This window comes from Leptolyngbya sp. CALU 1928 (assembly GCF_056784215.1).
Genome location: NZ_JBXBCE010000001.1, coordinates 186,292 through 211,437, shown reverse-complemented (window position 1 = coordinate 211,437; position 25,146 = coordinate 186,292). Strand labels below are relative to the sequence as shown.

The 25,146-nt window shown below is 47.8% G+C and carries 23 protein-coding genes; 19 read left to right on the top strand and 4 right to left on the bottom strand.

Annotation, left to right across the window (positions count from 1 at the left end; genetic code table 11):
• Positions 1-18: 18 nt before the first annotated feature.
• Complete coding sequence (gene menA, locus AC1S5B_RS00920) at positions 19-942, bottom strand: 2-carboxy-1,4-naphthoquinone phytyltransferase (protein ID WP_482033845.1); 924 nt, start codon at positions 940-942, stop codon at positions 19-21.
• A gap of 201 nt (positions 943-1,143) precedes the next feature.
• Between menA and AC1S5B_RS00915 the strand changes: the two genes are divergently transcribed.
• The 5 genes from AC1S5B_RS00915 to AC1S5B_RS00895 all read left to right on the top strand — a co-directional run bounded on the left by AC1S5B_RS00915 (position 1,144) and on the right by AC1S5B_RS00895 (position 5,861).
• Entirely contained in the window at positions 1,144-2,592 is a 1,449-nt protein-coding gene (locus AC1S5B_RS00915) for an isochorismate synthase (RefSeq protein ID WP_482033844.1), read from the top strand.
• 247 nt (positions 2,593-2,839) lie between these two features.
• Positions 2,840-3,853 carry a DUF389 domain-containing protein gene (locus tag AC1S5B_RS00910; RefSeq protein WP_482033843.1) on the top strand — a complete coding sequence of 338 codons (1,014 nt, stop codon included), beginning with the start codon at positions 2,840-2,842 and terminating at the stop codon, positions 3,851-3,853.
• A 145-nt stretch (positions 3,854-3,998) separates the two neighbouring features.
• Positions 3,999-4,466 carry a single-stranded DNA-binding protein gene (locus tag AC1S5B_RS00905; protein WP_482033842.1) on the top strand — a complete coding sequence of 156 codons (468 nt, stop codon included), beginning with the start codon at positions 3,999-4,001 and terminating at the stop codon, positions 4,464-4,466.
• 26 nt (positions 4,467-4,492) lie between these two features.
• Positions 4,493-5,461 carry an Npun_F2552 family protein gene (locus tag AC1S5B_RS00900; protein WP_482033841.1) on the top strand — a complete coding sequence of 323 codons (969 nt, stop codon included), beginning with the start codon at positions 4,493-4,495 and terminating at the stop codon, positions 5,459-5,461.
• A 178-nt stretch (positions 5,462-5,639) separates the two neighbouring features.
• Positions 5,640-5,861, top strand: a complete 222-nt coding sequence (locus AC1S5B_RS00895) for a hypothetical protein (RefSeq protein ID WP_482033840.1) — start codon at positions 5,640-5,642, stop codon at positions 5,859-5,861.
• Between the two features lie 5 nt (positions 5,862-5,866).
• On the opposite strand, the gene AC1S5B_RS00890 is transcribed toward AC1S5B_RS00895, so the two are convergent.
• Complete coding sequence (locus AC1S5B_RS00890) at positions 5,867-6,121, bottom strand: CRR7 family NDH-1 assembly protein (RefSeq protein WP_482033839.1); 255 nt, start codon at positions 6,119-6,121, stop codon at positions 5,867-5,869.
• Positions 6,122-7,054: 933 nt separating this feature from the next.
• Here AC1S5B_RS00890 and AC1S5B_RS00885 point away from each other — a divergent pair.
• The 3 genes from AC1S5B_RS00885 to AC1S5B_RS00875 all read left to right on the top strand — a co-directional run bounded on the left by AC1S5B_RS00885 (position 7,055) and on the right by AC1S5B_RS00875 (position 10,724).
• On the top strand, positions 7,055-7,651 hold the full coding sequence (locus AC1S5B_RS00885; protein ID WP_482033838.1) for a hypothetical protein: 597 nt from the start codon (positions 7,055-7,057) through the stop codon (positions 7,649-7,651).
• Between the two features lie 368 nt (positions 7,652-8,019).
• Positions 8,020-9,963 (top strand): sulfite reductase, ferredoxin dependent, encoded by a 1,944-nt coding sequence (sir, locus tag AC1S5B_RS00880; RefSeq protein ID WP_482033837.1) that lies wholly within the window; start codon positions 8,020-8,022, stop codon positions 9,961-9,963.
• A complete protein-coding gene (locus AC1S5B_RS00875; RefSeq protein WP_482033836.1) occupies positions 9,963-10,724 on the top strand; it encodes a 16S rRNA (uracil(1498)-N(3))-methyltransferase in 762 nt (253 codons plus the stop codon). The genes sir and AC1S5B_RS00875 overlap by 1 nt, the downstream gene beginning before the upstream one ends.
• A gap of 213 nt (positions 10,725-10,937) precedes the next feature.
• Here the strand turns inward: AC1S5B_RS00875 and AC1S5B_RS00870 are convergent, their stop codons facing one another.
• The gene (locus AC1S5B_RS00870) at positions 10,938-11,078 is read right to left on the bottom strand and encodes a PIN domain-containing protein (protein ID WP_482033835.1); all 141 of its coding nucleotides are present in this window, start codon (positions 11,076-11,078) and stop codon (positions 10,938-10,940) included.
• An 847-nt stretch (positions 11,079-11,925) separates the two neighbouring features.
• Here AC1S5B_RS00870 and bchB point away from each other — a divergent pair.
• The 11 genes from bchB to AC1S5B_RS00815 all read left to right on the top strand — a co-directional run bounded on the left by bchB (position 11,926) and on the right by AC1S5B_RS00815 (position 21,661).
• Positions 11,926-13,452, top strand: a complete 1,527-nt coding sequence (bchB, locus tag AC1S5B_RS00865) for a ferredoxin:protochlorophyllide reductase (ATP-dependent) subunit B (protein WP_482033834.1) — start codon at positions 11,926-11,928, stop codon at positions 13,450-13,452.
• 30 nt (positions 13,453-13,482) lie between these two features.
• Positions 13,483-13,704 carry a hypothetical protein gene (locus tag AC1S5B_RS00860; RefSeq protein ID WP_482033833.1) on the top strand — a complete coding sequence of 74 codons (222 nt, stop codon included), beginning with the start codon at positions 13,483-13,485 and terminating at the stop codon, positions 13,702-13,704.
• The gene (locus AC1S5B_RS00855) at positions 13,704-13,985 is read left to right on the top strand and encodes a type II toxin-antitoxin system RelE/ParE family toxin (protein ID WP_482033832.1); all 282 of its coding nucleotides are present in this window, start codon (positions 13,704-13,706) and stop codon (positions 13,983-13,985) included. Before AC1S5B_RS00860 ends, AC1S5B_RS00855 begins: the two co-directional genes overlap by 1 nt.
• A gap of 66 nt (positions 13,986-14,051) precedes the next feature.
• Positions 14,052-14,195, top strand: coding sequence for a hypothetical protein (locus AC1S5B_RS00850; RefSeq protein ID WP_482033831.1), 144 nt, complete (start codon positions 14,052-14,054; stop codon positions 14,193-14,195).
• A 34-nt stretch (positions 14,196-14,229) separates the two neighbouring features.
• Positions 14,230-15,882, top strand: a complete 1,653-nt coding sequence (locus tag AC1S5B_RS00845) for a hypothetical protein (RefSeq protein WP_482033830.1) — start codon at positions 14,230-14,232, stop codon at positions 15,880-15,882.
• A 186-nt stretch (positions 15,883-16,068) separates the two neighbouring features.
• Positions 16,069-16,542 carry a Spy/CpxP family protein refolding chaperone gene (locus AC1S5B_RS00840; RefSeq protein WP_482033829.1) on the top strand — a complete coding sequence of 158 codons (474 nt, stop codon included), beginning with the start codon at positions 16,069-16,071 and terminating at the stop codon, positions 16,540-16,542.
• A gap of 129 nt (positions 16,543-16,671) precedes the next feature.
• Positions 16,672-18,171, top strand: a complete 1,500-nt coding sequence (locus AC1S5B_RS00835) for a hypothetical protein (protein WP_482033828.1) — start codon at positions 16,672-16,674, stop codon at positions 18,169-18,171.
• A 179-nt stretch (positions 18,172-18,350) separates the two neighbouring features.
• A complete protein-coding gene (locus AC1S5B_RS00830; protein WP_482033827.1) occupies positions 18,351-19,931 on the top strand; it encodes a mechanosensitive ion channel family protein in 1,581 nt (526 codons plus the stop codon).
• 100 nt (positions 19,932-20,031) lie between these two features.
• The gene (locus AC1S5B_RS00825) at positions 20,032-20,952 is read left to right on the top strand and encodes an alpha/beta hydrolase (protein WP_482033826.1); all 921 of its coding nucleotides are present in this window, start codon (positions 20,032-20,034) and stop codon (positions 20,950-20,952) included.
• A gap of 10 nt (positions 20,953-20,962) precedes the next feature.
• Positions 20,963-21,490: a pentapeptide repeat-containing protein gene (locus AC1S5B_RS00820; RefSeq protein ID WP_482033825.1), complete on the top strand. Its 528-nt coding sequence runs from the start codon at positions 20,963-20,965 to the stop codon at positions 21,488-21,490.
• Positions 21,491-21,526: 36 nt separating this feature from the next.
• On the top strand, positions 21,527-21,661 hold the full coding sequence (locus AC1S5B_RS00815) for a hypothetical protein (RefSeq protein WP_482033824.1): 135 nt from the start codon (positions 21,527-21,529) through the stop codon (positions 21,659-21,661).
• On the opposite strand, the gene AC1S5B_RS00810 is transcribed toward AC1S5B_RS00815, so the two are convergent.
• Positions 21,640-25,110, bottom strand: a complete 3,471-nt coding sequence (locus AC1S5B_RS00810; protein ID WP_482033823.1) for a type ISP restriction/modification enzyme — start codon at positions 25,108-25,110, stop codon at positions 21,640-21,642. The two genes, AC1S5B_RS00815 and AC1S5B_RS00810, sit on opposite strands and share 22 nt — an antisense overlap.
• Positions 25,111-25,146: the final 36 nt, after the last annotated feature.

Below are 25,146 nucleotides of genomic sequence, written 5' to 3'. Positions count from 1 at the left end.
TCTTGGGTTTGATTAATCTTAGACTTTGGAGAGAACAAATCCTAAACCCAGCATTAAGCCAGTGACAAAGTGAAACGAAACGGCGATCAATCGGCACCGCAGAAGGGTTTCGGGTTGATGATAGTTCGCAGCGATCGTTCGGCACAGTTTGACGGCGTAGGGCAGGCTGGCAAACACCAGTAGCGTCCAAATAGGAAAGAGTTTAATCGAGATAAATAGAATAGTCAGCCCATAGACGCTGCCGCAAATCCAGGGAAGAAGCTCGGCAGCGCGTTTGGCACCTAGGCGCACCACGGGCGATCGCTTCCCCACGGCGGCATCATCATTCACCTGATTGAAGTGAGAGCAAAAGAGAATCAGACTGGTGGCAATGCCAATCACGACGGAAGCGGCAAAGTTGGTGAGTGACCAAGATTCCGTCTGGCTATAGTAAACGGCAGCAAAGGCGATTGGACCAAAGGCAAAGAAGCAAAGAATTTCACCCATGCCCTGATAGCTGAGGCGAAAGGGCGGTCCTTGGTAGATATAGCCGATCGCGCAGCAGAGCAAAATCAGCCCAATCACCGTCAGGTCTTGCTGCCAAAACGCGATCGCCCCAATGCCAAGTAGCCCCAATGCCAAGCAGCCGTTACTGATCCAAAAAATTAGCGACTTGTTCCCGGTGATGTTAACGAGGGAATTTACTTTGTTTACATCTACGCCAGTTTCGGCATCAAATACATCGTTGCTAAGATTTTCCCAAGCCAAGATCAAAATTGCCGAGACAAGAAATGTAACAAAAATTTCGGCATGGAACAGCCTCGTTTCTGCGTAGGCGATCGCCGTGCCCACCCAAATAGGCATAATGGCAACGCTGTACATGGGCGGCTTAATGGCGGCTAACCATAGCTTTTTTGCAGGCAAATCATTATTAGTATGTAAATCAACAGTTTTTGTAACCATTTTAGATGTTGTTAAGTGGACATCTTTCAGCGTAAAGTTGCCTAATCATTCTATGATCCAACAATTCCCAGACTGAGAAAATAGGGGAAGAGTTTAAACTTTGAAACATGTTAAGAAATGATGCGCTTGTAGACTGTAAATGGCGACCCGTAGACATTTACGGAACTATACTGGTTATAAAATTGTGTTGTCTTCTATTACATGCCAGTCACACTTTGTTGCAATCAGCAGTTTAAAACTCAGCGGGATCTTTATCAATTCCTGTCAAATTGCCAGCAAGTTTCTTGTGAGAAAAATCAGGCTCAAATTGCTAGTATCTCATTAGAAGTTGATGCAGTTGATCCCCTCACAGTTTTACATGAAATGGCTGAACTGGGTCAGCTAAGTTTTTACTTTGAAAAACAAGATCTGTCTAGAAAAACAGATTTTAACGATGATAAAGTCGCGATCGCGGCGATCAATTCTGTCGTTCAATTTCAGACTGATGGGAGCCAACGTTTTGAACAGGTTAAAGCCTTTATTCAAGACATCTTGGCAAACACAATCATGGCTGGAACATCAGACTTTCCGTTCTCTGGACCCCATTTCTTTTGCAGTTTTTCCTTCGGCGATCGCCTCTCTAATCAAGCTGATAATGGTTTTGCAGCAGCAACTGTGTTTCTTCCAAGCTGGCAAATTTCCTATTGGAATCATCGCAGCATGATTGTTGCCAATGTTGCGATCGATGCTCAAACTTGTCTCGCTTCAACGGTTGAAAGGCTGTGGAAAAATTTGCAAAAAATCAATGCTGTTCAATATGAACTGATTAATCCCATTCTGCATACTTCTAATTGGTTAAAACAATACTCTGTTGCAGGCACCGAAACGTTTCAAAACTCTGTCTGTAGCGCGCTAAAATCAATTCACGCAGACCACTTTGATAAAATTGTCCTTGCTCATGCGGTGGATGTGGTTTCGCCACTTCCCTTTCATCGAATTTTTTCCCTCAACAATTTGCGAACTCAGTATCCAGATTGCTACATCTTTTCCACAACCAACGCTCAAGGACAGCATTTCGTGGGGGCTAGCCCAGAACGATTGGTCAGTGTGCAAAACCATCACCTGATCACCGATGCCTTGGCAGGTTCAGCCCCACGAGGCAAAACGACCTGTGACGATGCCCGGTTAGCCAATATTTTGCTCCACAGCATCAAAGAACTGCACGAACATCAAGTGGTGATTGATTTCATCATCCATCAGCTTGCCCAGCTAGGCTTGGAGCCATCCTGTTCCCCCCTGCGCTTGCTGCAATTATCCAATATTCAACATTTGCACACGCCGATTCGGGCGATCGTGCCATCGGAAATCCATTTGCTTGATGTGGTGGCAGCGCTACATCCCACTCCCGCCGTTGCCGGAAGACCGAGAGAGATTACCTGTGAGCAGATTCATCGCTATGAACCGTTTGAGCGATCGCTCTATGCCGCACCGATTGGCTGGGTAAATTACCGGGGCGAAGGGGAATTTGCCGTCGGGATTCGATCTGCCCTGATTGATGGATGTACTGCCCGTCTATTTGCTGGAGCGGGAATTGTCGCTGGCTCAGCGCCAGAGCGAGAGCTAGCAGAAGTGCAGCTTAAACTACAGGCTCTTCTATCAGCTTTGGTTTGAGGTTGTATCTCGGCATTGCTGAATCAAGAGCCACATTGTCCGTTTTGAAGGAATGTCTATAAATGAAAATTGAGTAATAATGCGAATTTTAGTACCGCGTAGTCCCAAGAGCGGCGCTCAGCCCCAGAAGCCAAGGATATTACGGCTCAAGATGCTGACAATATCTATATTGAGATGTTGAGGTCATCACTTCAATTGCGTACACTCTCGATGCAATAGGATTCTCATCTTAAAAGGACGAGTTGAAGTGCTAACCACTATTCGCGATCGCCTCCGTCAGATGAAAAACCAGGAAAAGGGCTTCATTCAGCTACAGCAGCTTGAAACAGAATTGCTGGCAGAATCAACGCCCGACCTGTCGTACTTGATCTTGATTGTGGGTTCTTGCGCGATCGCGACCTTCGGTTTGTTGTCAAATAGCACGGCGGTCATTATTGGCGCGATGATTATTGCGCCGCTGATGCTGCCGATTCGGGGGCTGGCATTTGGGGCACTCAAAGGAAATGGCATACTGTTTCGGCGTGGGTTGGCTGCCCTGGCGATAGGAACTACCCTGGCAATAGTATTGGCTTTGATGTTGGGTAAATTGGTTGGCATTGCCAGTTTTGACAGCGAAGTGTTGGCACGATCAGAACCCACCCTGCTGGATTTGGGAATTGCGGTTGCGGCTGGAGGAATTAGTGGGTATGCAAAGGTGCAACCAAAAATCTCAGAAAGTCTTGCGGGAACGGCGATCTCAGTTGCCCTAATGCCGCCCCTCTGTGTGATCGGCTTAGGACTGTCTCAGGCAAACTGGAACCTCAGCCAGGGAGCTATGCTGCTGTATCTCACAAATCTGCTGGGTATCACCCTATCCTGCATGGTCACTTTTCTGCTGGCTGGCTATGTTTCCTTTCACCACGCCCGTAAAGCACTGACCTTGACCTTGACTTTCACCGCAGTGTTGCTAATTCCTTTGGGGTTTAGCTTCACTCTGTTAGTGAGGCAGGCGCACCTAGAAGCCAATTTACAACAAGCATTAATAAATCGCACTCTTACTTTCCAACAGGTTGATTTGTTGAGCATTAACACAAATTGGTTAGCCAAGCCCCCAAAAGTCCGATTGAATGTACGAGCTAGAGAACCCATTACCCCCAGGCAGGTTAAACTTTTGGAAGAATTTGTGAGCCGCGAAATGGAACAGCCTTTTACATTAATCTTTGTGGTTGGACAAGTTGAAGAAATCCGTCGGGAAGAGTCTCCCGTCTTAAAGCAAAGTTAAAAGTCGTTCTCGAACCAGAACCTATCCCATCCAAGAAGTGCCCTTCGCCATTTCCTCTATTCACCTCAAGCAAAAATTGTTAAGATCGATGCTAGAGCTAAATTAATTCAACTGTACTAATAAATTTACTTTTTGGGGTTGCTCAATGAACCAATGCATTTTAATGGCGGACATTATTCAAGAACCGGAACTGCGCTACACCGCAGATAATCAAACGCCACTGGCAGAAATGGTCGTGCAGTTTGCCGGGATGCGTCCTGAAGATCCGCCTTCTACCCTCAAGGTGATTGGCTGGGGCAACTTGGCGCAAGAAATTCAGGCGACTTACCACGAGGGCGATCGCGTGGTGATTGAGGGTCGTCTCAATATGAATACCATCGATCGCCCAGAAGGCTTTAAAGAAAAACGAGCAGAAATGACCGCCACACGGGTGCATCGGTTAGCATCGGATACAGTCGCCACATCTACCACGACAGTCCTGTCCACGAACAGTTCTAGCCAACCTGCCCCTAACACCCCAAAAGCCTCTCCTGCGGCAGATTATAAAGCTAAAGAACCCGTTGGCACGTTTCAACCGCAGCCAGAATCCAATTTAGATGACATTCCCTTTTAGCCAACCCATTAGCCAGCCAAATTCCTATGACTTCCCAGCCCATTGTTAGCCTGATTCGCGCTCAATCCTACGATCGCGCTTCACTTCGTCAGTCAATTGAAACGGTGTTGCAGCCCTTGGGAGGGATGGCGGCATTTGTCAAACCAGGCGATCGCGTTTTGCTCAAACCCAATTTGCTCACGGGTGCGCGTCCCACGAAAGAATGCGTTACTCGTCCCGAAATGGTTTATTGCGTCGCCCAACTGGTACGAGAAGCAGGAGGCATTCCATTTTTGGGCGATGGACCTGCCTTTGGCAGCGCTGAGGGCGTAGCCCGGGCAAACGGCTATATGCCCTTGGTTGAAGAGTTGGGGCTACCCATCGTGGAATTTCACGGCAAGCGTTATGAAACCGTTAGCCAAGAATTTAACCATTTGCTGCTGTCGAAAGAAGCGATGGATGCGGATGTGGTGATTAACCTGCCTAAGGTGAAATCCCATGTGCAACTGACGCTGACGATGGGAGTGAAAAACTTATTTGGTTGCGTTCCGGGCAAAATGAAAGCCTGGTGGCATATGGAAGCAGGCAAGAGCAAAGAGCGCTTTGGAGCCATGTTGGTCGAGACGGCGCGCACCATTAACCCAAACCTAACGATTTTGGACGGCATTATTGGGCATGAAGGGAATGGGCCCAGCGGCGGCGAACCCCGCAATTTAGGTATTCTGGCTGCGTCGCCGAATGTTTTTGCCCTCGATCGCGCCATTGTAGAAATTTTGCAGGTGAATCCGGCGACTATACCCACGATCTCCGCTGCTCAACTCTTGGGGATTGATCCGGCACTGGACGCGATCGCCTTTCCTCAGTGTCATCCTCACGAGTTAGCCATTGCAGATTGGCGCTTGCCGGATAAAATGATGCCGATCGATTTTGGGATGCCACGCGTCTTTCAATCCACCTTTAAGCATCTTTACATTCGTTTCATCAAAGAACCGATGGCAGCCTATTCAGCCCGGTAGATTCTGAGAAAGCTCATTACCGTTTGGTAACTGTTGTATCGTCTTATTGTTTTGCTTTCCAATCTGTCGAAGATTGGATATTGTGAGTCAAGCACATAAAATGCTTTTCATATCTCCTATAAATAAGATTAAATAATTCGCTAATTCGCTTTTGCTCACTTCGCTAGGAACTTGCTGCATGTCTCCACTCCTGCTGCGACAAATTTGGGGTTTGGTTGAAACCACACAATCCCAAGTCCTCTTGAACCTAGACGATGAAAGTTTGGTGGACTGGCTGCTGCGCCAAGTCGCGAACCAGCGATCGCTCGATTCTCACGAAGCCAACCTGCTCAGCGATTATTTGCAATCGCGTCTGCCCTTGATTCGCGATGTTGCCCAAAGCCGTCACGCCTTGGTTTAGTCTCTTCATTTTTCCAATCTCACCACATACCACTGGATAAATGTGCCTGGACCCAAGTCAAATTCGCAGGCGGTTTCCAGGAGATGTTTGGCTTGTTCTGATAACGATGAAAATCGCTGGAGTTCGGCGGGCAATTCTTCTTGTGTTGCCAAGACTGCCTGCAACTTTTCGTGCAGTTCTGCGGTTGTTAAAAACTGCTCAGGTTGGTCTGGCTCAAGCACGACATAGGTATCACTTTCATATAATCGTGGATCTGGCATGGCATCACTTTTTCAATCATGGAGGAAATACCTCTATTTTTGCAGGTTTACGCGATCGCTCCCCAACTATTCATTCCTCGGTCAAATATTTTGATCAAGTCGAGAAATTAACTCTATAATTTACGCGGCTAAAATCGTCCTCAAACGGCTAATTTACTGCGTTAGTGGATTTATAAACTAATCATTATTTAGTTGGAACCCTTAAAAACTCAGAAAGCTTTTTGAACAAGGGGCTTAAGCCTCTTGTTTCGGCAGTTTGGATTACACCCGCTTACCCATTAGAATTGCTCACTTTAAAACACTAAATTCTTAGGCATGTCTTAGGCATGAAATAATTTTAGAACCCGTTGAATCCTTCATTGTTTGAGGAAAAAGTTAAGTAGTCTAAAAGTTGTAAGTTTTTATTTTCAGTTTTCTCCTGATTAGTCGATTTAGCCAAGTAGAGTATTAGTTAACTAATTTAACTGGGTCATTTGATTCGGCGCTTTAATTTAGGGAGACAGTCGGGAAAACCTCGTTTTAGAGGAAAGTACGCCTTCAGCTAGAGCCACCCTCAAAAAGCTCGAACACCCTTAAAAATAGATTTTTGCGAGGAAAGCGATCGCTTGAATCTTCTGGCGTAACTAGTTCTCAGAGAGATTACAGCTTTGTCAATCATTTTGTTAGATAGGGGGATAGTTGCCACGTTCCCTTGTGATTTACAGGGTGATAAACATCAGCTAAGGTTTTTCTGATTCCGTCTATAGAAATCAGGTTAAAATAGATTACAGATAAAAACCTGCTTGATTAAAGACTTTTTCGCAGGGCTTTCTACAGCTAAGATTTTTTATTTAATCCTTTTTTCTAAAAATCTTTGGAACATATTCGACCATTCTTTCGACTTTGAATCTATAACCGCATACACCATACAAAAGAGAATTGAGGGCTATTCAAATGACACTCTCTCAGACTGTTTCTAAAGCGATCGCGCTACTCTCCGCCGCTGCTGCTAGCTCCGCTATCCTATCTGCTGGCATCGCCTCGGCTCAATCCGTTAATCAAACCGTCAATGTTGAGTCTGGCAACACAAACGTTGTTGTAGTCAATACTCCAACTCGCGGCTTTAGCGGTGCCTACGTTGGGGGCGGTGTTTCTGCTGGCGTGACCAACGGTGGACAGAATGGCGACGCGGCAACCTTTGGTGGCAACATTCAAGGTCGAATTGCGCCCTTTGCCAACGTTCCGGTTTCAGCGCGGGCTGCAATTCTATTTGGCAAGGAAACCACCGCAATTATGCCCTTAGTCACTTATGATTTGCCGATTGCTGCCAACACTAACCTTTATGTCGGGGGTGGCTACTCTTTCGTTGAGCAGAATGGCAAACCAACACCATTGGGCAATAAAAACGCTCCTGTTATCACCGTCGGAGCTGAAAGCAGTGTCACTCGCGACATCGTTGTTTACGGGGATGCCAAACTAGGTATTAAAGCTTATGAAAACAGCCCAGCTAGTGCGCTCAGTTTCCAAGCGGGTGTTGGGTATCGCTTCTAGCTTCAAATGATTTGCAAATAATCGAAGTAGACCAATTTATGAGGCTCTTGCATCGGCAGGAGCCTATTTTTTTGATTTTCAATCTGTTCTTTAAAGTCGCAGCAATTATGTGGCTGTTTCTAACGGTGTTTCTAACTATAAAAATCCTCTTAAGTCCTGGTCAGAATTCCTAAGAACGCGATAGGGTGCATAAAGGCAGTGCTACGATTAACTTATCTATCAAATTCCTATCGGCTTACCGGGAATTTTCAGTCTAGTTTGACTCCGTCCGGTTGCGCGGCAATCCTGAACAGATAGTTTTCCTAGAAAATTGCTCAGGAATGCAACCCGTTATAATAACGATCCCTCAACACTTTGCAGCAGTCCCGATGGTCAACACTTCCGCCCTTCCCATAGTTCGTAAACCTTCCAAAGTAGAAGGCTTGAAAGAGCGCAGCAATTTTTTACGCGAGCCTGTCGCGTCTGAATTGCTGTTGGACACAACTCATTTTACTGAGGATGCCACTCAGATCCTCAAATTTCATGGCTCCTATCAACAGGACAACCGAGATAATCGGATTAAGGGGCAGGAGAAAGATTATCAGTTTATGCTACGGACGCGGAATCCAGGTGGGTTTATTCCGCCAGAGCTTTACCTAGCATTGGATCAGCTTTCGGATGAGTATGGCAACCATACCCTTAGAGCGACAACCCGACAAGGGTTTCAGCTTCACGGCATTCTTAAGAAAAACCTGAAAGCCGCGATCGCGGCGATCGTGAACAATCTGGGATCAACCTTGGGTGCCTGTGGCGACTTAAACCGTAACGTCATGGCTCCCGTTGTGCCTTACAAAAATCGTCCTGAGTATGGGTATGCCTGGGAGTATGCCGACAGCGTCGCCGACTTGCTTACGCCTCAAGCAGGCGCTTACTACGAAATTTGGTTAGATGGCGAAAAGGCGATTTCTGCGGAAGAAGATCCGGCAGTGGTTGCAGCTCGTCAGCGGAATGGCAACGGCACGATTATTCATGATTCCGTGGAGCCAATCTATGGCACCCACTATATGCCGCGCAAATTTAAGTGCAGTGTTACGGTGCCTGGAGATAACTCCGTGGATTTGTTTTCCCAAGATTTAAGTTTGGTCGTGATCACAAATCCCCAAGGCGAACTAGAAGGCTTTAATGTCTACGCGGGCGGTGGTTTGGGACGCACCCACAATAAAGAGGAAACCTTCCCACGGGTGGCAGATCCAATCGGCTATGTCGATAAGGCAGATGTGTTTGATCTGGTGAAGGCGGTTGTGGCAACCCAGCGGGACTATGGCGATCGCAGCGATCGTCGCCATGCCCGAATGAAATATCTGATTGCGGATTGGGGCGTAGCCAAATTTCAGGCTCGGGTAGAGCAATATTTGGGTAAGCCAATTCAGCCGCTCAAACCGACTCCCGACTTTAAGTTTTTGAACTTTCTGGGCTGGCAGGAACAGGGCGACGGCAAGCTGTTTTTGGGCTTGTCCATTGAAAACGGACGGGTTAAAGACGAAGGCGATTTCCAGCTAAAGACTGCGCTGCGGGAAATTGTGGAAAAATTCCATTTACCGATGCGGATCACTGCCAGCCAAAACGTGTTGCTGTATGAAATTGATCCCGCGAACAAAGCCGAAATTCAACAAATTTTGGTGCGCTGCGGCATTAAGCGCGAGGATGAAATCGATTCCCTCGTGCGCGATTCCATGGCGTGTCCTGCTTTGCCGACTTGCGGCTTGGCGACCACCGAATCGGAGCGCGTCATGCCCAGCGTGCTTGAACGAATTCGTCTGTTGCTGGATCGCGTAGATCTCCCCAACGAACACTTTATCGTTCGGATGACGGGCTGTCCTAATGGCTGTGCCCGTCCTTATCTGGCGGAAGTTGCGTTTGTGGGTAACGGACCCGGTACTTATCAACTCTGGCTCGGCGCATCGCCTAACCAAACTCGGTTGGCGCAGGTCTATCTGGAAAAGATGCCAATTGACGAGTTGGAATTGACCTTGGAGCCATTGCTGGTTTACTTCAAACAATCGCGCAATCTCAGTGAAAGTTTTGGTGATTTCTGCGATCGCGTGGGTATGGAAGGGTTACATCAGTTTGCCTCCACCTATCAACCCAGTGTGGAAACTGAGATCGCTGACTCTAGCATTCATCCCAGCATCACCCCGGACAAAAAGCGCCATCGGGTCAGCGTGTCCCCCGAAGTCTACAGCCGCCTACAAGAAGTGGCATTTCGGGAAGGAAAGCCGATTAGCAAACTCGCGACAACTGCGATCGAGGACTATCTCAAGAGTTTGGGCTAGTGTACCAGCGGGTTGTGATTGATCCCTGCCAAATTTGCCTGAAAGCGATCGCCCTGACCCAAGATCAGCAGCACTATTTAGGACGGGTGTTGCGGCTGCAAGCGGGCGATCGCTTTATTGCCATGGATGGACAAGGACAGTCCTGGCTAGCAAGCTTGATCACTTTAAACGATCAACTTCAGGCAGAAATTATTGAGCCTCTACAAACCCACACCGAATTGCCGATTCGTGTCACGCTGGTGATGGCTTTGCCCAAAGGAAACGGCTTTGATGACGTAGTACGGCAGGCAACCGAACTGGGTGTCGCCTATATTGTGCCCGTGCTCAGCGATCGCACCTTGCTGAAACCCAGCCCCCAAAAATGCGATCGCTGGCGACGCATTGCCCAAGAAGCCGCCGAGCAATCCGAACGGCAACAGGTTCCCACTCTTCAAGATCCAATCCCTTTCACTCAATCCCTCACCCATCTCACACCCTCAGACCCTCACTACCTCTGTGTCACCCGCCGCACCGTTCCCCACCTGCTCAATTGCTTGCTTTCCCTCGCCCCTTGCCCTTCATCTCTCGCCTCCCTTTCCCTCGCTATTGGCTGCGAAGGCGGCTGGACGGATGCCGAAGTTGAGCAGGCGATCGCGGCTGGCTATCAACCCGTCTCCCTTGGTTCCCGCATCCTGCGTGCCGTCACCGCTCCCATTGTCGCCCTCTCCCTGATCTCCGCAGTGCAGGAAAGAAATGCCAGTCTCAAGGGCGATCTAGATTGAGAAGCCGTAAATCGCCTATTAATCCTCACCAGCAGACTTTAAAACTACCTTGTATGGCTGACTGCTGACCCGAAAAGCTAGTTCGTTGATCAGGCGATCAACCAAAGGTTTGACAGCGTTTGACAGCAACGATAAACCCTTGCTGCTTCGCTTCCAGGAATACGCCCAATACACCGATGATCGGAATACTCCTTTGTCAGACGATCGCTCTTGTCAGGCGATCGCTCTGCCGAGTCTTTCGTCAATAATCAACAGGGCGGCATTGAGTTCAATCGCCAACCCAATGGCTTCGGCTTCACCTGGATCTAAACCTGCTCGAAGTGCTTCAACTTGGTTTCGGTCTGTCCAAAACACAACAGCGTTGCCTATTCATCAATCGGTTTGAATTTGGGTTAACCAGTTAAGGCGAAGCAACAAGTCTAGAACACCACCCTTTGGCTGGTTGCTCAGCCCCATCGTTGCGGGAGCCGCCATGGCATTTAGTTCTGTTTCAGTCGTAACGAATGCCTTACGACTCCGAAATTTTCAACCTAAGCCATTAACTTAATACTCAGGAGTTTCAATGTTCAACAAGCAGCAGATTTTAGGCAGTTTAGCGGGTGTAGGGCTACTTTTAAGGACAGCCTTCTGGCATCACTGCGGCTGAAATGCCAATGGATCATTCAACCCCTCAGACAACCCCTCAGAGAGAATTTGAACGAATTGAGCAACCTCTAGAAGTCAAGCTGGGTATCGCAGCAGGGGGGCTGTTCCTAATCAGCTTAGAGCTTTGGTGGTTTCTGCTAAGCAAACCCAAAGCCAAGCAATCCCAGTAAAATTTCAATGCGAGCCTATTCCAGCAGGCGAAATACAATAAGAATCATGTCAGAAAGCACCTGATATTCAGTTGAATCAAAACTCTTGTAACCTCATCATACAAGAGCTTTTATCTACTTTGTTTATTGATCTTGATTGCTCTCAAATCATCTAAAGAAACTCAAATAGTTTTCCACTATCATCGCCGTCTTTGAGACAATCAATAAGCAACACTGGAATACAGAGTGTTGAGTCCTGAGAAAAATATCAATTCAAACCTTAAAATATCTCCTAGGTCAACGCTACGCGAACAAACCTTAAAACTCAAAACTCCGAATTCCCGCCTTAAACGCATCGTCTGCTTCCCCCTGATTCCCTGTCCCCTATTCCCTAAAAGAGACACTCTATGAAACTGGCTTATTGGATGTACGCAGGTCCAGCGCACATTGGCACTCTCCGCGTTGCCACCTCCTTCAAAAACGTCCATGCCATCATGCATGCCCCCATTGGTGATGATTATTTCAACGTCATGCGATCGATGCTGTCGCGAGAAAAAGATTTTACTCCCGTGACGACTAGCGTGGTCGATCGCCATGTATTGGCGCGTGGTTCTCAAGAAAAAGTAGTAGACAACATCGTCCGCAAAGATGCCGAAGAACATCCTGACTTGATTGTGCTAACTCCCACTTGCACCTCCAGCATTTTGCAAGAAGACCTGGAAAACTTTGTCCAGCGCGCCCAAATCGAGGCGAAAGGCGACGTATTGCTGGCAGATGTGAACCACTATCGCGTCAACGAACTGCAAGCCGCCGATCGCACTCTGCATCAAATTGTTCAGTTTTACATTGAAAAGGCCCGTAAAAAAGGCGACATCGCTACCGCCAAAACCGAAAAGCCTTCTGTTAACATCATCGGCATTTCCACCTTAGGTTTTCACAATAACCACGACTGCACCGAGCTAAAACGGCTGATGGCAGACTTGGGCATTGAGGTCAACGAAATCATCCCTGAAGGCGCTTCGGTTCACAATCTGAAAAATCTGCCCAAAGCCTGGTTTAACCTGGTGCCCTATCGGGAACTGGGCATGATGACGGCGGAGTATTTAGAGCAAGAATTTGGCATGCCCTACATCGACATTACGCCGATGGGTGTAGTGGAAACGGCGCGCTGCATTCGCACAATTCAGCAAGTGATCAATGCTCAGGGTGGAGCCGTTGATTACAATGACTACATCGAAAACCAAACTGTAAATATCTCTCAAGCTGCCTGGTTCTCGCGATCGATCGACTGCCAAAACCTGACGGGCAAAAAAGCCGTGGTGTATGGTGATAGCACCCACGCCGCCGCTATAACCAAAGTCCTCTCCCGCGAAATGGGGATTCACGTCGTTTGGGCAGGCACCTTCTGCAAATATGACGAAGAGTGGTTCCGGGAACAGGTTAGCGGCTATTGCGATGAAGTCATCATCACCGATGATCACGGCGTGGTCGGCGATGCAGTTGCCCGTGTGGAACCCTCTGCTATTTTTGGCACCCAAATGGAACGCCATGTGGGTAAGCGGTTGGATATTCCCTGCGGCGTGATTTCGTCCCCGATTCATGTGCAAAACTTCCCGATCGGCTACAAGCCATTCCTCGGCTATGAAGGCACCAATCAGCTTGTGGATTTAATCTACAACTCCTTCACCTTGGGCATGGAAGACCACCTGCTGGAAATCTTCGGCGGTCATGACACCAAAGAAGTGATCACGCGGGGAATGTCTGCTGACTCTGATATGAACTGGAGCAAGGACGGTACGGCAGAACTGAACAAAATCCCTGGTTTTGTACGCGGCAAGGTGAAGCGCAATACCGAGAAATTTGCCCGCGATCGCAACATCGAAGTGATCACCGCTGAAGTTCTCTACGCTGCCAAAGAAGCCGTTGGCGCATAATAGGGGTAGTCGTTTTGTGGAGAGATTTTGATGACTCGCTCAGTTTTGTTTCATGAACTCGTCGAGTATGTTGACGAACTCTCCACAGACGATCAAGAGATGCTGTTTGACCTGATTCGTAAACGCCGCATCGAAAAGCGACGAGCAGAAATCGCCGAAAATGCGGCACAACTTCGAGCAGATTTCAAAGCTGGAATTGCTAAACGAGGTTCATTTGAAGACTTAAAAGCTGATCTATTGCGGGAGGATTAATGACAATCGTTTGGAGCGAGTACTTTCGCAGAGCATTCAAACGGTTGGTTCGCAAAAATCCTGGGATACAGCAAGGTATTCTAAACACTCTTGATGATTTGGCTCAAGATCCTTTCACCCCAACCTTGAAAACTCATAAGCTTAAAGGAAATCTTCAAGGCTTGTGGGCTTGCTCTGTTGAATATGATTGCAGAATCACTTTTGAGTTTCAACAAAATAACGATTCTGATGAGAGCTTTATCTTGCTGGTAGACATTGGCTCACACGATGATGTGTATTAGCCGCAACTTGCTTTTCGTTATTCTAGGAATAGCCTTCGGGTTATCCTTTTTGCTTGAGGTAAAGCGATGGCATACAGTGACTTCACGATTGAAGGACTGAAACAGCAATTTGGTCTGAAGCTCGCCGAAATAAATGGTTTTACTGATGCGATCGCGCTTTCTAACCCAAATCCGTTAACTGCAAGTTATGCTAGCGGTGAATCTGGGTAGCCTGAGAACGCAGAGTTTTAGCCATAACATCCCCATGAGACACAGCAACCGTCGCAGAACTATTGTTTTGATTAGCACTGCCCTACTGCTTAGCCTTGGGCTTGCCTGGTTTGTGAAACAAGGCAGTAATCCGCTGCAATCGCTTGCCACCAAAAATGATGATAGTGCCAATGCGATCGCGGTAGACCCAAAAGTCAGCGTAGGCATAAACTTGTCAGGCATTGCCGATTGGTCGAGCCAGTGGGCATTTGTGGATGCGTTTAAGACCTCACGCGCGTGGATTCCCCAGCGACAGGGCGCACCTTGGGGGAAAGGCGGCACCCTTAAGCTCACCCGTGAGGGCTGGATTGCCTCCCTGGAACCCGGTCAAACTGCCGAAACGGTGATGATGATTGGCAAACATTTTCCCGCTGGTAAATATACATTGCTGTATGAGGGGAGCGGCAAACTGGGGTTCACCTTCAAAACCGCCAAAATCATCAGTCAAGCCCCCGGAAAAATGGTGGTAGATGTGGCGATCGATGGGGAAGGCGTGTTTCTAAAAATCTTGGAGACGAATCCTAGCAATCCCATTCGCAATATCCGCTTCATCATGCCGGGATTTGAGAAAACCTATCAAACTCAGCCATTTCATCCCGTGTTTTTGGAGCGCTTGAAACCATTCAAAACGCTTAGGTTTATGGATTGGGGAGCCACGAATAATTCCAAACTGGTCAACTGGAGCGATCGCACGACTCCCAACAGTGCAACTCAGGCAAGCGGCAATGGGGTTGCGCTGGAACACCTGATTCAACTGGCAAACACGCTCAAAATCGATCCATGGTTCACATTGCCCGCCCAAGCGAGTGATGACTATGTGCGTCAGTTTGCGATGATGGTGCGCGATCGCCTCGATCCATCCCTCAAAGTGCATGTGGAATATTCCAACGAAGTTTGGAACAGCATATTCAGTCAGGCAAAATATGTGGGAGAGAAAGGGCTGGAGCGGAGACTGGATGACAAGAGTTGGGGTGCAGGGTTGCGCTATTACTCAGAGCGTTCCGTGGAAATATTCAAAATTTGGGAAGATGTCTTTGGCACAAACCGTAAACCGCGCTTAGTACGAGTGTTGGCAGGTCAAGCAGTCAATCCTTGGACAGCAGAACAAATCTTAGGCTGGAAAGATGCCTATAAACACGCTGATGTCTATGCGATCGCGCCCTATTTGTATGGCTTAAGCAATGACGGCAAAGGCGGTTGGAAAAACATCAACGATGTCAAAAACATCAACACCACCGTCAACCTCACGCCTGACCAAATTATTGATGGCATGATGCACGAAATTTCCACAGAAATCAAAGCGATGCTCGATGGCAATGCCACGGTTGCCAAACGTTTTGGAGTTGACCTAGTTGCCTATGAAGGCGGTCCACACCTGACGAGCTATCAGTTTCCTCCAGACAAAGTGGCTAAAATGACCACCTTATTTACCGCCGTCAATCGCAACCCTCGCATGAGAGGCGTGTACACAGCCTATCTCAATCAGTGGAAGCAAAGCGGTGGCAAGCTATTTAATCAGTTCAACGATGTGGCAGCGCCGAGTAAATGGGGCTTCTGGGGCGCACTGGAATATCAAAATCAGGATATCAACACTGCTCCGAAATATCTCGGTTTGACAGATTTTATCCGCGCCAACCCCAAACAGTGAGATCAACTCAGTAGGCTAAAGGGTGCAAGCAGAAAGGAACGACCTGATTTATGGGCTAACTTAGCCGCTTTGTAGTCTCAAATATTGGCAACTCGTGAACCTTTTTTAAATTGAAACAGTCTTAAAAACTACATTCACCATTTGAATGAACGTTACGAATCCTTTAACAGTTTCTACTACTGAGCTATGAACATTAAATCTATCTTGCTACTCCCAGGCGTGTTAGCGCTAACTCTTGCCGCTGTGCCTTTCATACCCGCATTTGCTCAAAATCAACCTGCGCCTAATCAAGCGTCTCCCGCCAAACGGGGCATGGATCGTTTGAACTTGACAGAGGCTCAGAAGACCCAAATGCAGCAAATTAAGCAGGCAACAAAGGCTGAAGTTGATGCCTATTTGCAATCTCAAGGAATTACCGTTCCTCAAGGACAAAATCCTCGCGAAGGAATGCGATCGCTCAATCTAAGTGACGCTCAAAAGGCACAAATCAAGGCAATCCGCGAAAAAGGGAAACAACAGGTTCAAGCGCTGTTGACTCCTGAGCAAAAAGCCATGATGCAACAACGTCGCGGCAACATGAAGAACCGTGGGCAGCAACGCCGTCAAGCTCAACCCGGACAATTCCAACCTGGACAAGCACCTGTTCAATCAGGAATTTAATAGGAGATAGAGATTAGGGAACAGGGAATAGTGTTAAAAAGTTGGTAGGGTTGTTCGAGGTAGCCAGGTTTGTCTTATCACTGATAACCCGACCCCTGACACCCGACACCTGCCCCCTAATCTTCTTCCATGACCACTGTCCCTGAAGCGATCAGACACAGCGAATTACTCAATCAGTTGGTGCTAAACCGCGCCACATTGGAAGAGTTTGGGCGGGTAGAGATACTGTGGATGTATCCTCCCGCCCATCGCGTTTTGGGGTTTATTTGCAAATCGGGGTTTTTAGGCAATCAAAAATCGGCGTTTAAGCTATCCCAAATTGAGGCGATCGGGATCAACGGCATTTTGACTCATTCCCAGCCCGATGCCACTGATGCTGAGCGGGTTCGACAGCTTGAGTCATTGATTCACTCTGAAGTGTGGAGCAATGGCGGCGAGAAGGTGGGCAAGATTATTGATTGTGTTTTTAATTTGCAAACTGGGGCGATTTCAGAGTATCTCATGGTGGGAGATCGCCTGAGTACCTTGGCTGGCACCATTTATCGTTTGCCGATCAATCGCATCAGCAGTTTGGGTCGAAAACGAGTTTTAGTGAGCGATCGCACCATTCAATCTTTTCCCTTGTATCGCGAAGGCATTCAACAAAAAATTTCCAAAGCCAGTAACGCGGTTAAAGAAGACTACACGCAGGTTACTCAGGAGTTAAGATCCATTGCCCAACGCGCCCAAGATACTAGATTGCAAACCACTTCTCAGTTGAGGAATCTGGCAGAGCAGGCAAAAGATCGGGCGCAATCACTAGCAGAGCAGGCCAAAGAAAGAGCGCAGGAATTCAACGAACAGATCCGAGACGGAGCAGAAACGTTTGTTGAACAGGCGAAAGAAACAACCGAAACTTTTGTGGAACGGATTCAGGAGCAAGCCGATAATTTAGTCAGCGATCGCCCTTCCCGCAAGGAAGTTGTTCCTCCCCGCTCAAACCGATCTTCAGCGAAGACAGATCTTGAAGTAGACAGTTGGTTTGAAGACGACTTTGAAGAAAACGTTGAGACTGCTAACCTTGATGACTTGATCATTGACGAAATCGACGAAATTTTTGACGAAATCGACGAAATTTTTGGGGTTCCACCCAGTCCAGTCTCAAAGGTGCCCGGTGCAGAGGTCGCCCCACCTAGTCCAGATGCGCCTTGGATTGAAGAGTTGCCTTGGAGTGCTGAGAAGGTTGAATTTTGGGATGCGAAAAAGGGAGATCAGTGGGATGTCAACGATGAGGACGACGATCCTTGGGATATTACTGAATTGCCACCTCCCACCAACTTAAATATTCCTTTGCTGGATGCTTCAGAATTTCCACTAGAAACCGAAGAGGTAGAAACTGAGGAGTTGGAAACCGAAAAGGTAGAAACCGAAGAGTCAGAAGCTGAAGAATTAGAGCGATCGCCTACTGAGATCCTTAATCCGCCCGAATCAACAGACTTCAATCCGCTTGAGACTGTCTATACTGCTACGGCTGAAGTGGTTGAAGACCAGGAAGAATCGCGATCGCTCTCCTTAACCGCTGAACCTGAACCCAAGCAAACCATCGTAGTGGAGGTTGTGAAAGATGAAGACGATGAACCCTGGATTTAAAGGTATCAGGAGCATCTCAGATACTAAAGACTTCCAGGTATACTAACGCTGAAGGAAAAATTGTACCGCCCTCAAACTCAGGCTGTGATCCTAGTTTGCAATTGAAACCTCATAGATGATTTTTTGAAAACAGCGGTGCTTTTTTGTCTTGCAACTCAAAACGGTATTTTGGATGACCGGTGAATATTGTAATTACGATTGTTCAAGTCACTGTTGTAATTTTTGCGTTTGCCCTCTTGAACTGGCTTCTGAGCAAGATCCTCAAAACGTTGGCGGCTTCCCAGAAAGAGAAAACTGCCCGACGGCTCGTTAGTTTGCGGCAAAACCTCAGCCTACTGTGTCTGTTGGCGGGGCTTGGGTTGATTCTTTTAATCGTCAGTGTCAATGGAGTCCTGATCTATCAGGGCAAAGAGGTTCTAGCTTTTCAAATCCATCTGCTTCAAAGTATTCCAGCCGAATTTTGGATGACGCTGGTTGCCGCGATCGCACAATGTGTCAGCCTGCTGTTGTTGGTCAAATTTAGTCTACCCTTGCTGCATCGTCTGCTGGATCTGGCAACGACCTCCGCCAAAAATTACGACCGGATTACTGCCAACGATGACAGCGTTGAGGCATTTTTCCAAACCCTCAAAAAGATTCTCACCACTAGCATCTGGATATTTGCTGGGATTCTCTGCACCCAATTTTTGAATCTGCCCGCCGCAATTCCTAAATATCTGTTCATCGGGTTGAAAGCCTATGGTGCGATCGCCATAGGACGATTGCTGATCAAAGCCGTCTCCGTTGTGGTCGATACCCTCGATGCGTTGAGCCTGCAATATTCCAGCCCCGACAATCTACTGCGCCACTACGATCGCTTCCGCCATCTGGTTCCCGTTCTCAAAAAATGCCTGGAGTATGTCCTTTATGTGGGCATCGCTACCATAGTAATTCAAGACATTGACTTCATCGCTTGGGTCGCAGACTACGCCGATGAAATTATTGCCATTATTGGAATTTACTTTATCACTGGACTGGGCATTGAAATTGCCAATGCCGTGCTTGAAGATCTAGTCCTGAGAACGGATCACCTGACTGAGCTTCAGCAACAGCGCCGACTCACCATCATTCCTTTATTCAAGAGTTTCCTCAAATACACGATTTACTTCACAGCCGCTTTGGCGATGCTTAAGTTGATCAACCTAGATCCCACTCCGCTGCTGGCAGGGGCAGGAATCGTCGGGATTGTGATAGGGTTTGGGGCACAAAATCTGATCAATGATATCGTCTGCGGGTTCTTTGTTTTATTTGAGAACTACTATCTGGTCGGGGACTACATTGAAGCGGGCAAAATAGAGGAGCGCTTGGTTGAAGGCATTGTAGAAGCGATCGAACTGCGAACAACCCATATTCGCCATCCCGATGGTCAGTTGCAAATTATCCGCAATGGAGAAATCGGTTCTATTATTAATTACTCTAAGCAATACATCTATGCGACCGTCAAAGTTCCGGTTTCACACACGGCTAATCTTGATCAAGCCTACCAGGTGATTGAGGCAGTGGGACAGCAACTCAAGGCAGATTACTTGGAGGTACTTGAACCCACTCAGATAGATGGACTGGAAAACATGGGAGAACAGACTCTTCTCCTCCGTACCCTGACCAAAGTCAAACCTGGGAAACATCTTTATATCCAGCGCTTGCTCCGTAAACGGCTGAAACATGCCTTTGACCAAGAGCGCGTTTCAATGGGAGCAGCAGGTTCAGGACGTGTTTTCTAGCTGAAATGGATAGCCGTTTCCTTTTTCTATTTTCTTCACTATATTTCTTTGCACATCAGCGGTAAATTAGTAACGCGGTGCGTCGTACAGTAAATTTGTAGTGACTAATCAATCGTCTTTAGCGGAATCGCCAAATAACTTGAGCATGGGTCGTCGGGTGCAAGAATTTAACTGGTCATGGAAGGGGCAGCCCATGACGATCGCCTATGAAGTGTGGGGAGAAGGCAGCCCGGTGTTGTTGTTGCCTGCCTTCAGTACAATTTCTAGTCGGGCTGAAATGCATGGGTTAGCCGAACAGCTTGCTGAGAAATTTCAAGTATTTGTCGTCGATTGGGTCGGTTTTGGCGAGTCTTCTCGTCCGCTGATTGACTACCGCCCTGCGTTATATCATGCGTTTCTGCGGGATTTTGTGCGATCGATGTTTTCCCAGCCCGTGGTGGCGATCGCCGCCGGTCACTCCGCTGGGTTCATCATGCAACTGGCGCATCAAGATCCCTGCCCCTGGTCTTACGTCATCCTCACTGCTCCCACTTGGCGCGGTCCTCTACCGACTATGAGCGATCGCCGCTGGTTTTATAAGCGCCTACAGCAGTTGATCGGGCTACCAGTGGTGGGGCAATTTCTCTATCTGCTCACGACCATTCCTTGGTTTCTCCGCCGGATGATCAGCCGCCATGTATACGGTGACCCCAAAAATATTACTCGTAGCCTCATTACTGCAAAATGGCGCACCACTCAACAGCGTAACGCCCGGTTTGCCTCTGCTGCGTTCGTCACTGGCGCACTTGATCCAATTCGCACCCGTCAAGAATTTATCGACTATTTTCAACCGCTGCCCGTGCCTGTCTTAATGGTGATCGGTGAACAGACCCCGCCCAAATCTCGTGAAGAAATGGAGTTTGTGGTTCATTTTTCTGGAGTGCAAGTCTACCGGATGCCGGGTTCTTTGGGATTACACGAAGAATATTCTCGTACTTTAATGAGCGGCATTTTGCCTTTTTTGACTAAAGTCCTCTCGTGATGTGAGATTCATGAAATCTTCTTTTGCCCTTCTGCTTTCCTCCCTATCTTTTTTGGGATTAACCACCGCTGTTCTCGCTGCCAACCCTGAGCAAGTGCAACAGTTGATCAACACTCGCCAATGTGAGGGCTGCATTCTGACTAATGCGGCCCTCTACAGCTACGATCTATCGGGAGCTAATTTGAAAGGGGCTGACCTGACCTCGGCGGCATTGCAAGGCTCAAACCTCAATTACGCCGTGTTAACCAATGGCAAACTGGAAAAAGCAAACTTAGGGCTGGTCAAATTGCAGGAAGCCGATTTAAGCGGAGCCAACCTTGCAGGCGCGAGTTTGCTGGGAGCCGATTTGACTGACGCAAATTTAACAGGTGCAAATCTGCAAGGAGCCGTATTGGAAGGGGCAGACCTGCGGAGAGCCGATCTCAGGGGAGCTAACTTACAAAAAGCGAACCTATTAAAAGCGCGGATGGCGGGAGTCAAACTGGAAGGCGCAATTTTGAAGGGCGCACGAATGCCCGATGGCAGAGAGGCAAGGTAAGGCAAAGCCTGCGGTATTCCCTTCCTATCTCCTACCATGCCTGATCGTCAACGCATTATTAATCTAACCGAAATCTCTGCGATCGCTCTTCCGATGAGCGATCGCGATAAGTATAAATGTCGAGTCCAGATTGCCTCTGATGATGTCGTTCATTTCTCTTGCAACCATTGATAGGTTGACTGTTTTACCGCTTGGTAATTGGCATCTAACTCAGGTTCCAGCAATAAAATAGCGGCGATACGTCTTGCCATGGTGGTAACTTCCAACACTTCCTCTGGCTTGAGCGATCGCCCCAGCAATTCCTGTTCTCGATAGCTCAACCATTTTTTGATTACCTGATAGCCACCGATCGTATAACTCCAGACGCGATCGGGGATGTTTTTCCAATAGGCGATGTCGTTGAGGTAAATATCGCGGGTCGCTGTGCCAAGTTGTTCAATGACCTCTGCGATCGCGGTTTGTTCTTCTGATGTGTAGGGGCGATCGCTGACTTTTCCTTTTCCGGGCATGGTGACGTTGTTTTGCCCTGCATGACCCCAGCCTGCGGTGAGGGCGAAGTCGGTGTTGGGGTCAAGGTTGCCAGTGCCCACACGGGAGACGACGGCAATGGTTTTTAGTTCGGGGCGAAGTTTGCCAGAGGTGACACCGGGAACGGGAGTTTCTGGATCGAGAAGTGCGGCAATTTGACGACCGATCGTTGCAGAGGCGATTAGAGTTTCGCGGCGATCGGGTAGGGGAATTCTTGCCCAGTCTTGGCGAACACCATCTGCATTCTCTGTTAAGTAAGCAGTTGAATAACCAATTGCTAAAACGTGCATCCAAATCAACTCAGCATTCTCAGGATCGTTGTCTATGTCTGCGATGTTCAATGAGGTTAGATAGTTACGTGCAGCATCAGAGAGGTTTGCAGTTGTTTTCAGATCTTCTTCACTATCAAGACCATTAATCCCCATTTGACGAACCGATTGATCGGTTGTGGTGAGGTTAGCAGAACATAATCGCAATGGAAAGTAATACGCGTGCCCTCTCAGAAAATCATTATCCCCAAGAGTTTTTGAATAAAATAAAGGGACTCCTTCTGAACTTGCAGCACCAGCAGGACGACTCATTAGAAAAGAGTTGCCTTTCCAAAGCTGGGCATAAAAAGTTGGTCTCGACCGATTCCACAAAGGACTAACATCGCTGTAATAACACCAGCGTGTATCAAACGGACGAACTGCGTACTTATAGATTCGCTTCAGGCTGTAGCTCTCTGTATTTTGCACTTTAGTTCTGACCTTCTTAGGCTCAAATCCAGAAGCTTCTTCAGTCAACCCAGTTTTTAATGCTTGGAGCGTTTCCCAACTGACATCGGAATCGTAGTACATCTCCATTCGTTGTGAGAGAGCATCTTTATCAGTGTCGATCAACGCTCCCCCACGCTTCTCAAAGAGACCGTTAATCGGAGTTTCAGCACATAGCTCAGTTAATTTAGCCCATTCTAAGTAATGTAAAGCAACGTCAGAAGATCGCAGAGAGAAGCGATTACTTATGGATGGGCAAGATGCTTGATAATCTTGGTTGAAGTTTGGCTTTGTTAAACTCTCAAGTAATTCTATCTTCTTGTTAACTCCCCAAAAATGACGGAAGTTAATGGTTGACTTTTCATCTTGGATTTCTTTACGAACCATCAAAGAAATTGCAGTTCCCACTCGAATTCCTTCACGGTTGTATTCAGTTGAGAAGACTGATGGATCGGGTTTACCTTCGGGAGTCAGTTTTCCTGTTTCTCGGCTGTCTCCATTCATGCAATCAAACCAGAGCTTATCAAACTCATTTAGGAAATGCTTTCGCATGACTACATATGATGCATCACTGAGGTACGAAGAGCTAGAGATGTAGCAGACAATTCCTTTTTGTGTTTTTTCAGTGATCCTTTGTTCAGCTAACCGAAAGAACCGAATGTAAAGTTCATCAAGATTAAACTTCTTGATACCCCATTCAGAAATCAGTCCAGCTTTGTAAGGCTCTACTAAACCTTGTTCTTCTTCAGGGCTTACTCCTGCATAAGCATTGTAGGGAGGATTTCCGAGAACAACTAAGATTGGTTTTTCTTGTTTAACTTGATCTGCTGCATCATGTTCGAGTTTAAGTTCTGGAAATGTAAAAGCAAGCTGTTGAAGCTGTTGTTTTCCTTCCTCACTGGGTGGTTTCCATCCGGTCAGCGCATTCGTCAAATACACCCCCACCCGTTCCTCTTCATCACTCAACGGCACCCCTAAATTTTGCAACAGCAACCCCAACTGCAAATGCGCCACCACAAACGGAGCCGTCAAAATCTCAAAGCCAAACACCCGCTTCATTGCGGCATCCTTGAGTTGCGAACCCACTAGCGCACCTATGCCTTTGTCTTGCAGATTGGCTTCAATTCGCTTCAGCACTTCCACCAAAAACGCGCCCGTTCCACAGCAAGGGTCAAGAATATACACATTCGGGTCAGCCAACCCATCTTCGATCTGCAACTCCTCGCGCAATACTGTGTCTACCCGCGCCACCATATATTGCACAATCTCCGGTGGCGTATACCAAACCCCTAACTCCTTGCGTAATGTCGGATCAAACGCCTCCAAAAACGGCTCATAGAAATACTGCACCGCTTGGGCTTCCTCAAACTTCGAGAAAAACGAAGCGCGATCGACTCGATTCAACGCCTCCCCCGTCCAATTCAACACCTCTTCCAAATCCAGCTTGCGAACATGGGTTGCAGTCGCCACCTTCTCAAACAACGCCTTAATCATCGGAACGTGCAGATAATAACCCGCCACCCGCCAATCAAACCGTCCCCGTTCCTGCTGCTTGTGCCACAACACCCACGCCGAAAAAATGCCATAAAACAGCGTTTGAATCAGCGTAGACTTAAAAAATCGCTCTCCCTTCTTCGGGTCTTTCTTATCACCCGTAAACGCAATCCCCAACGCCTCTTCTAACGCCTTTCGCAGCGTCTCTAATGCAGGCAGATCCGTCTTCTCAACTCGTGCCTTCGCATCCTTTGCATAAGAAGCCAAAAACCACGCCAAATCTTGCGGGCTGGCAATGCTGGCAGACTGAAGCATCACCCGCTTTAGATATTCAATGACTTGCTCCTCTTGCTCCTCGGCAAATTGCTTAGGATTCTTTGCCTTCTGCCAAAACTCCGCCTCATTTTTAGCAAGACGGTAGGTTTCCAGCGTTGCAGGCTGCCCACTGGCATCTTGCCCAATCAGCACAAAATCTCGATAGTTCGTCACCAACACCTGACGATACTGGTTCCAATATTTAGAAACCTGCTTGGTTTGAGCCGTCACCCAGGCATCATCCCCCGTCCCCTTGATCTCGATCACGCCTCTCTCTGGATTTGTAGGATTAGCGGGCGTGTCTCCTGTCTTCTTCTGAAACTGACTAGCGCTAAACAAACCCCCATCGGGCATTCCCGCCCCGCCGATATTCTTCAACTGCATCACACAGCGCACCTTCGGCTTTAGCGTCTTACCCAACTCATTCAGCAGCTTCTCTAACGCCCCATAATAGGAAGTCTCCTTAACAGCCGCTCCAGTCGCCCGTATTTCCTGCAAATCTCGAATGTAAGTTTCAAAAGCACTCATGATAATTTTCTCACAGGCAAACGCTAAGACCAAATA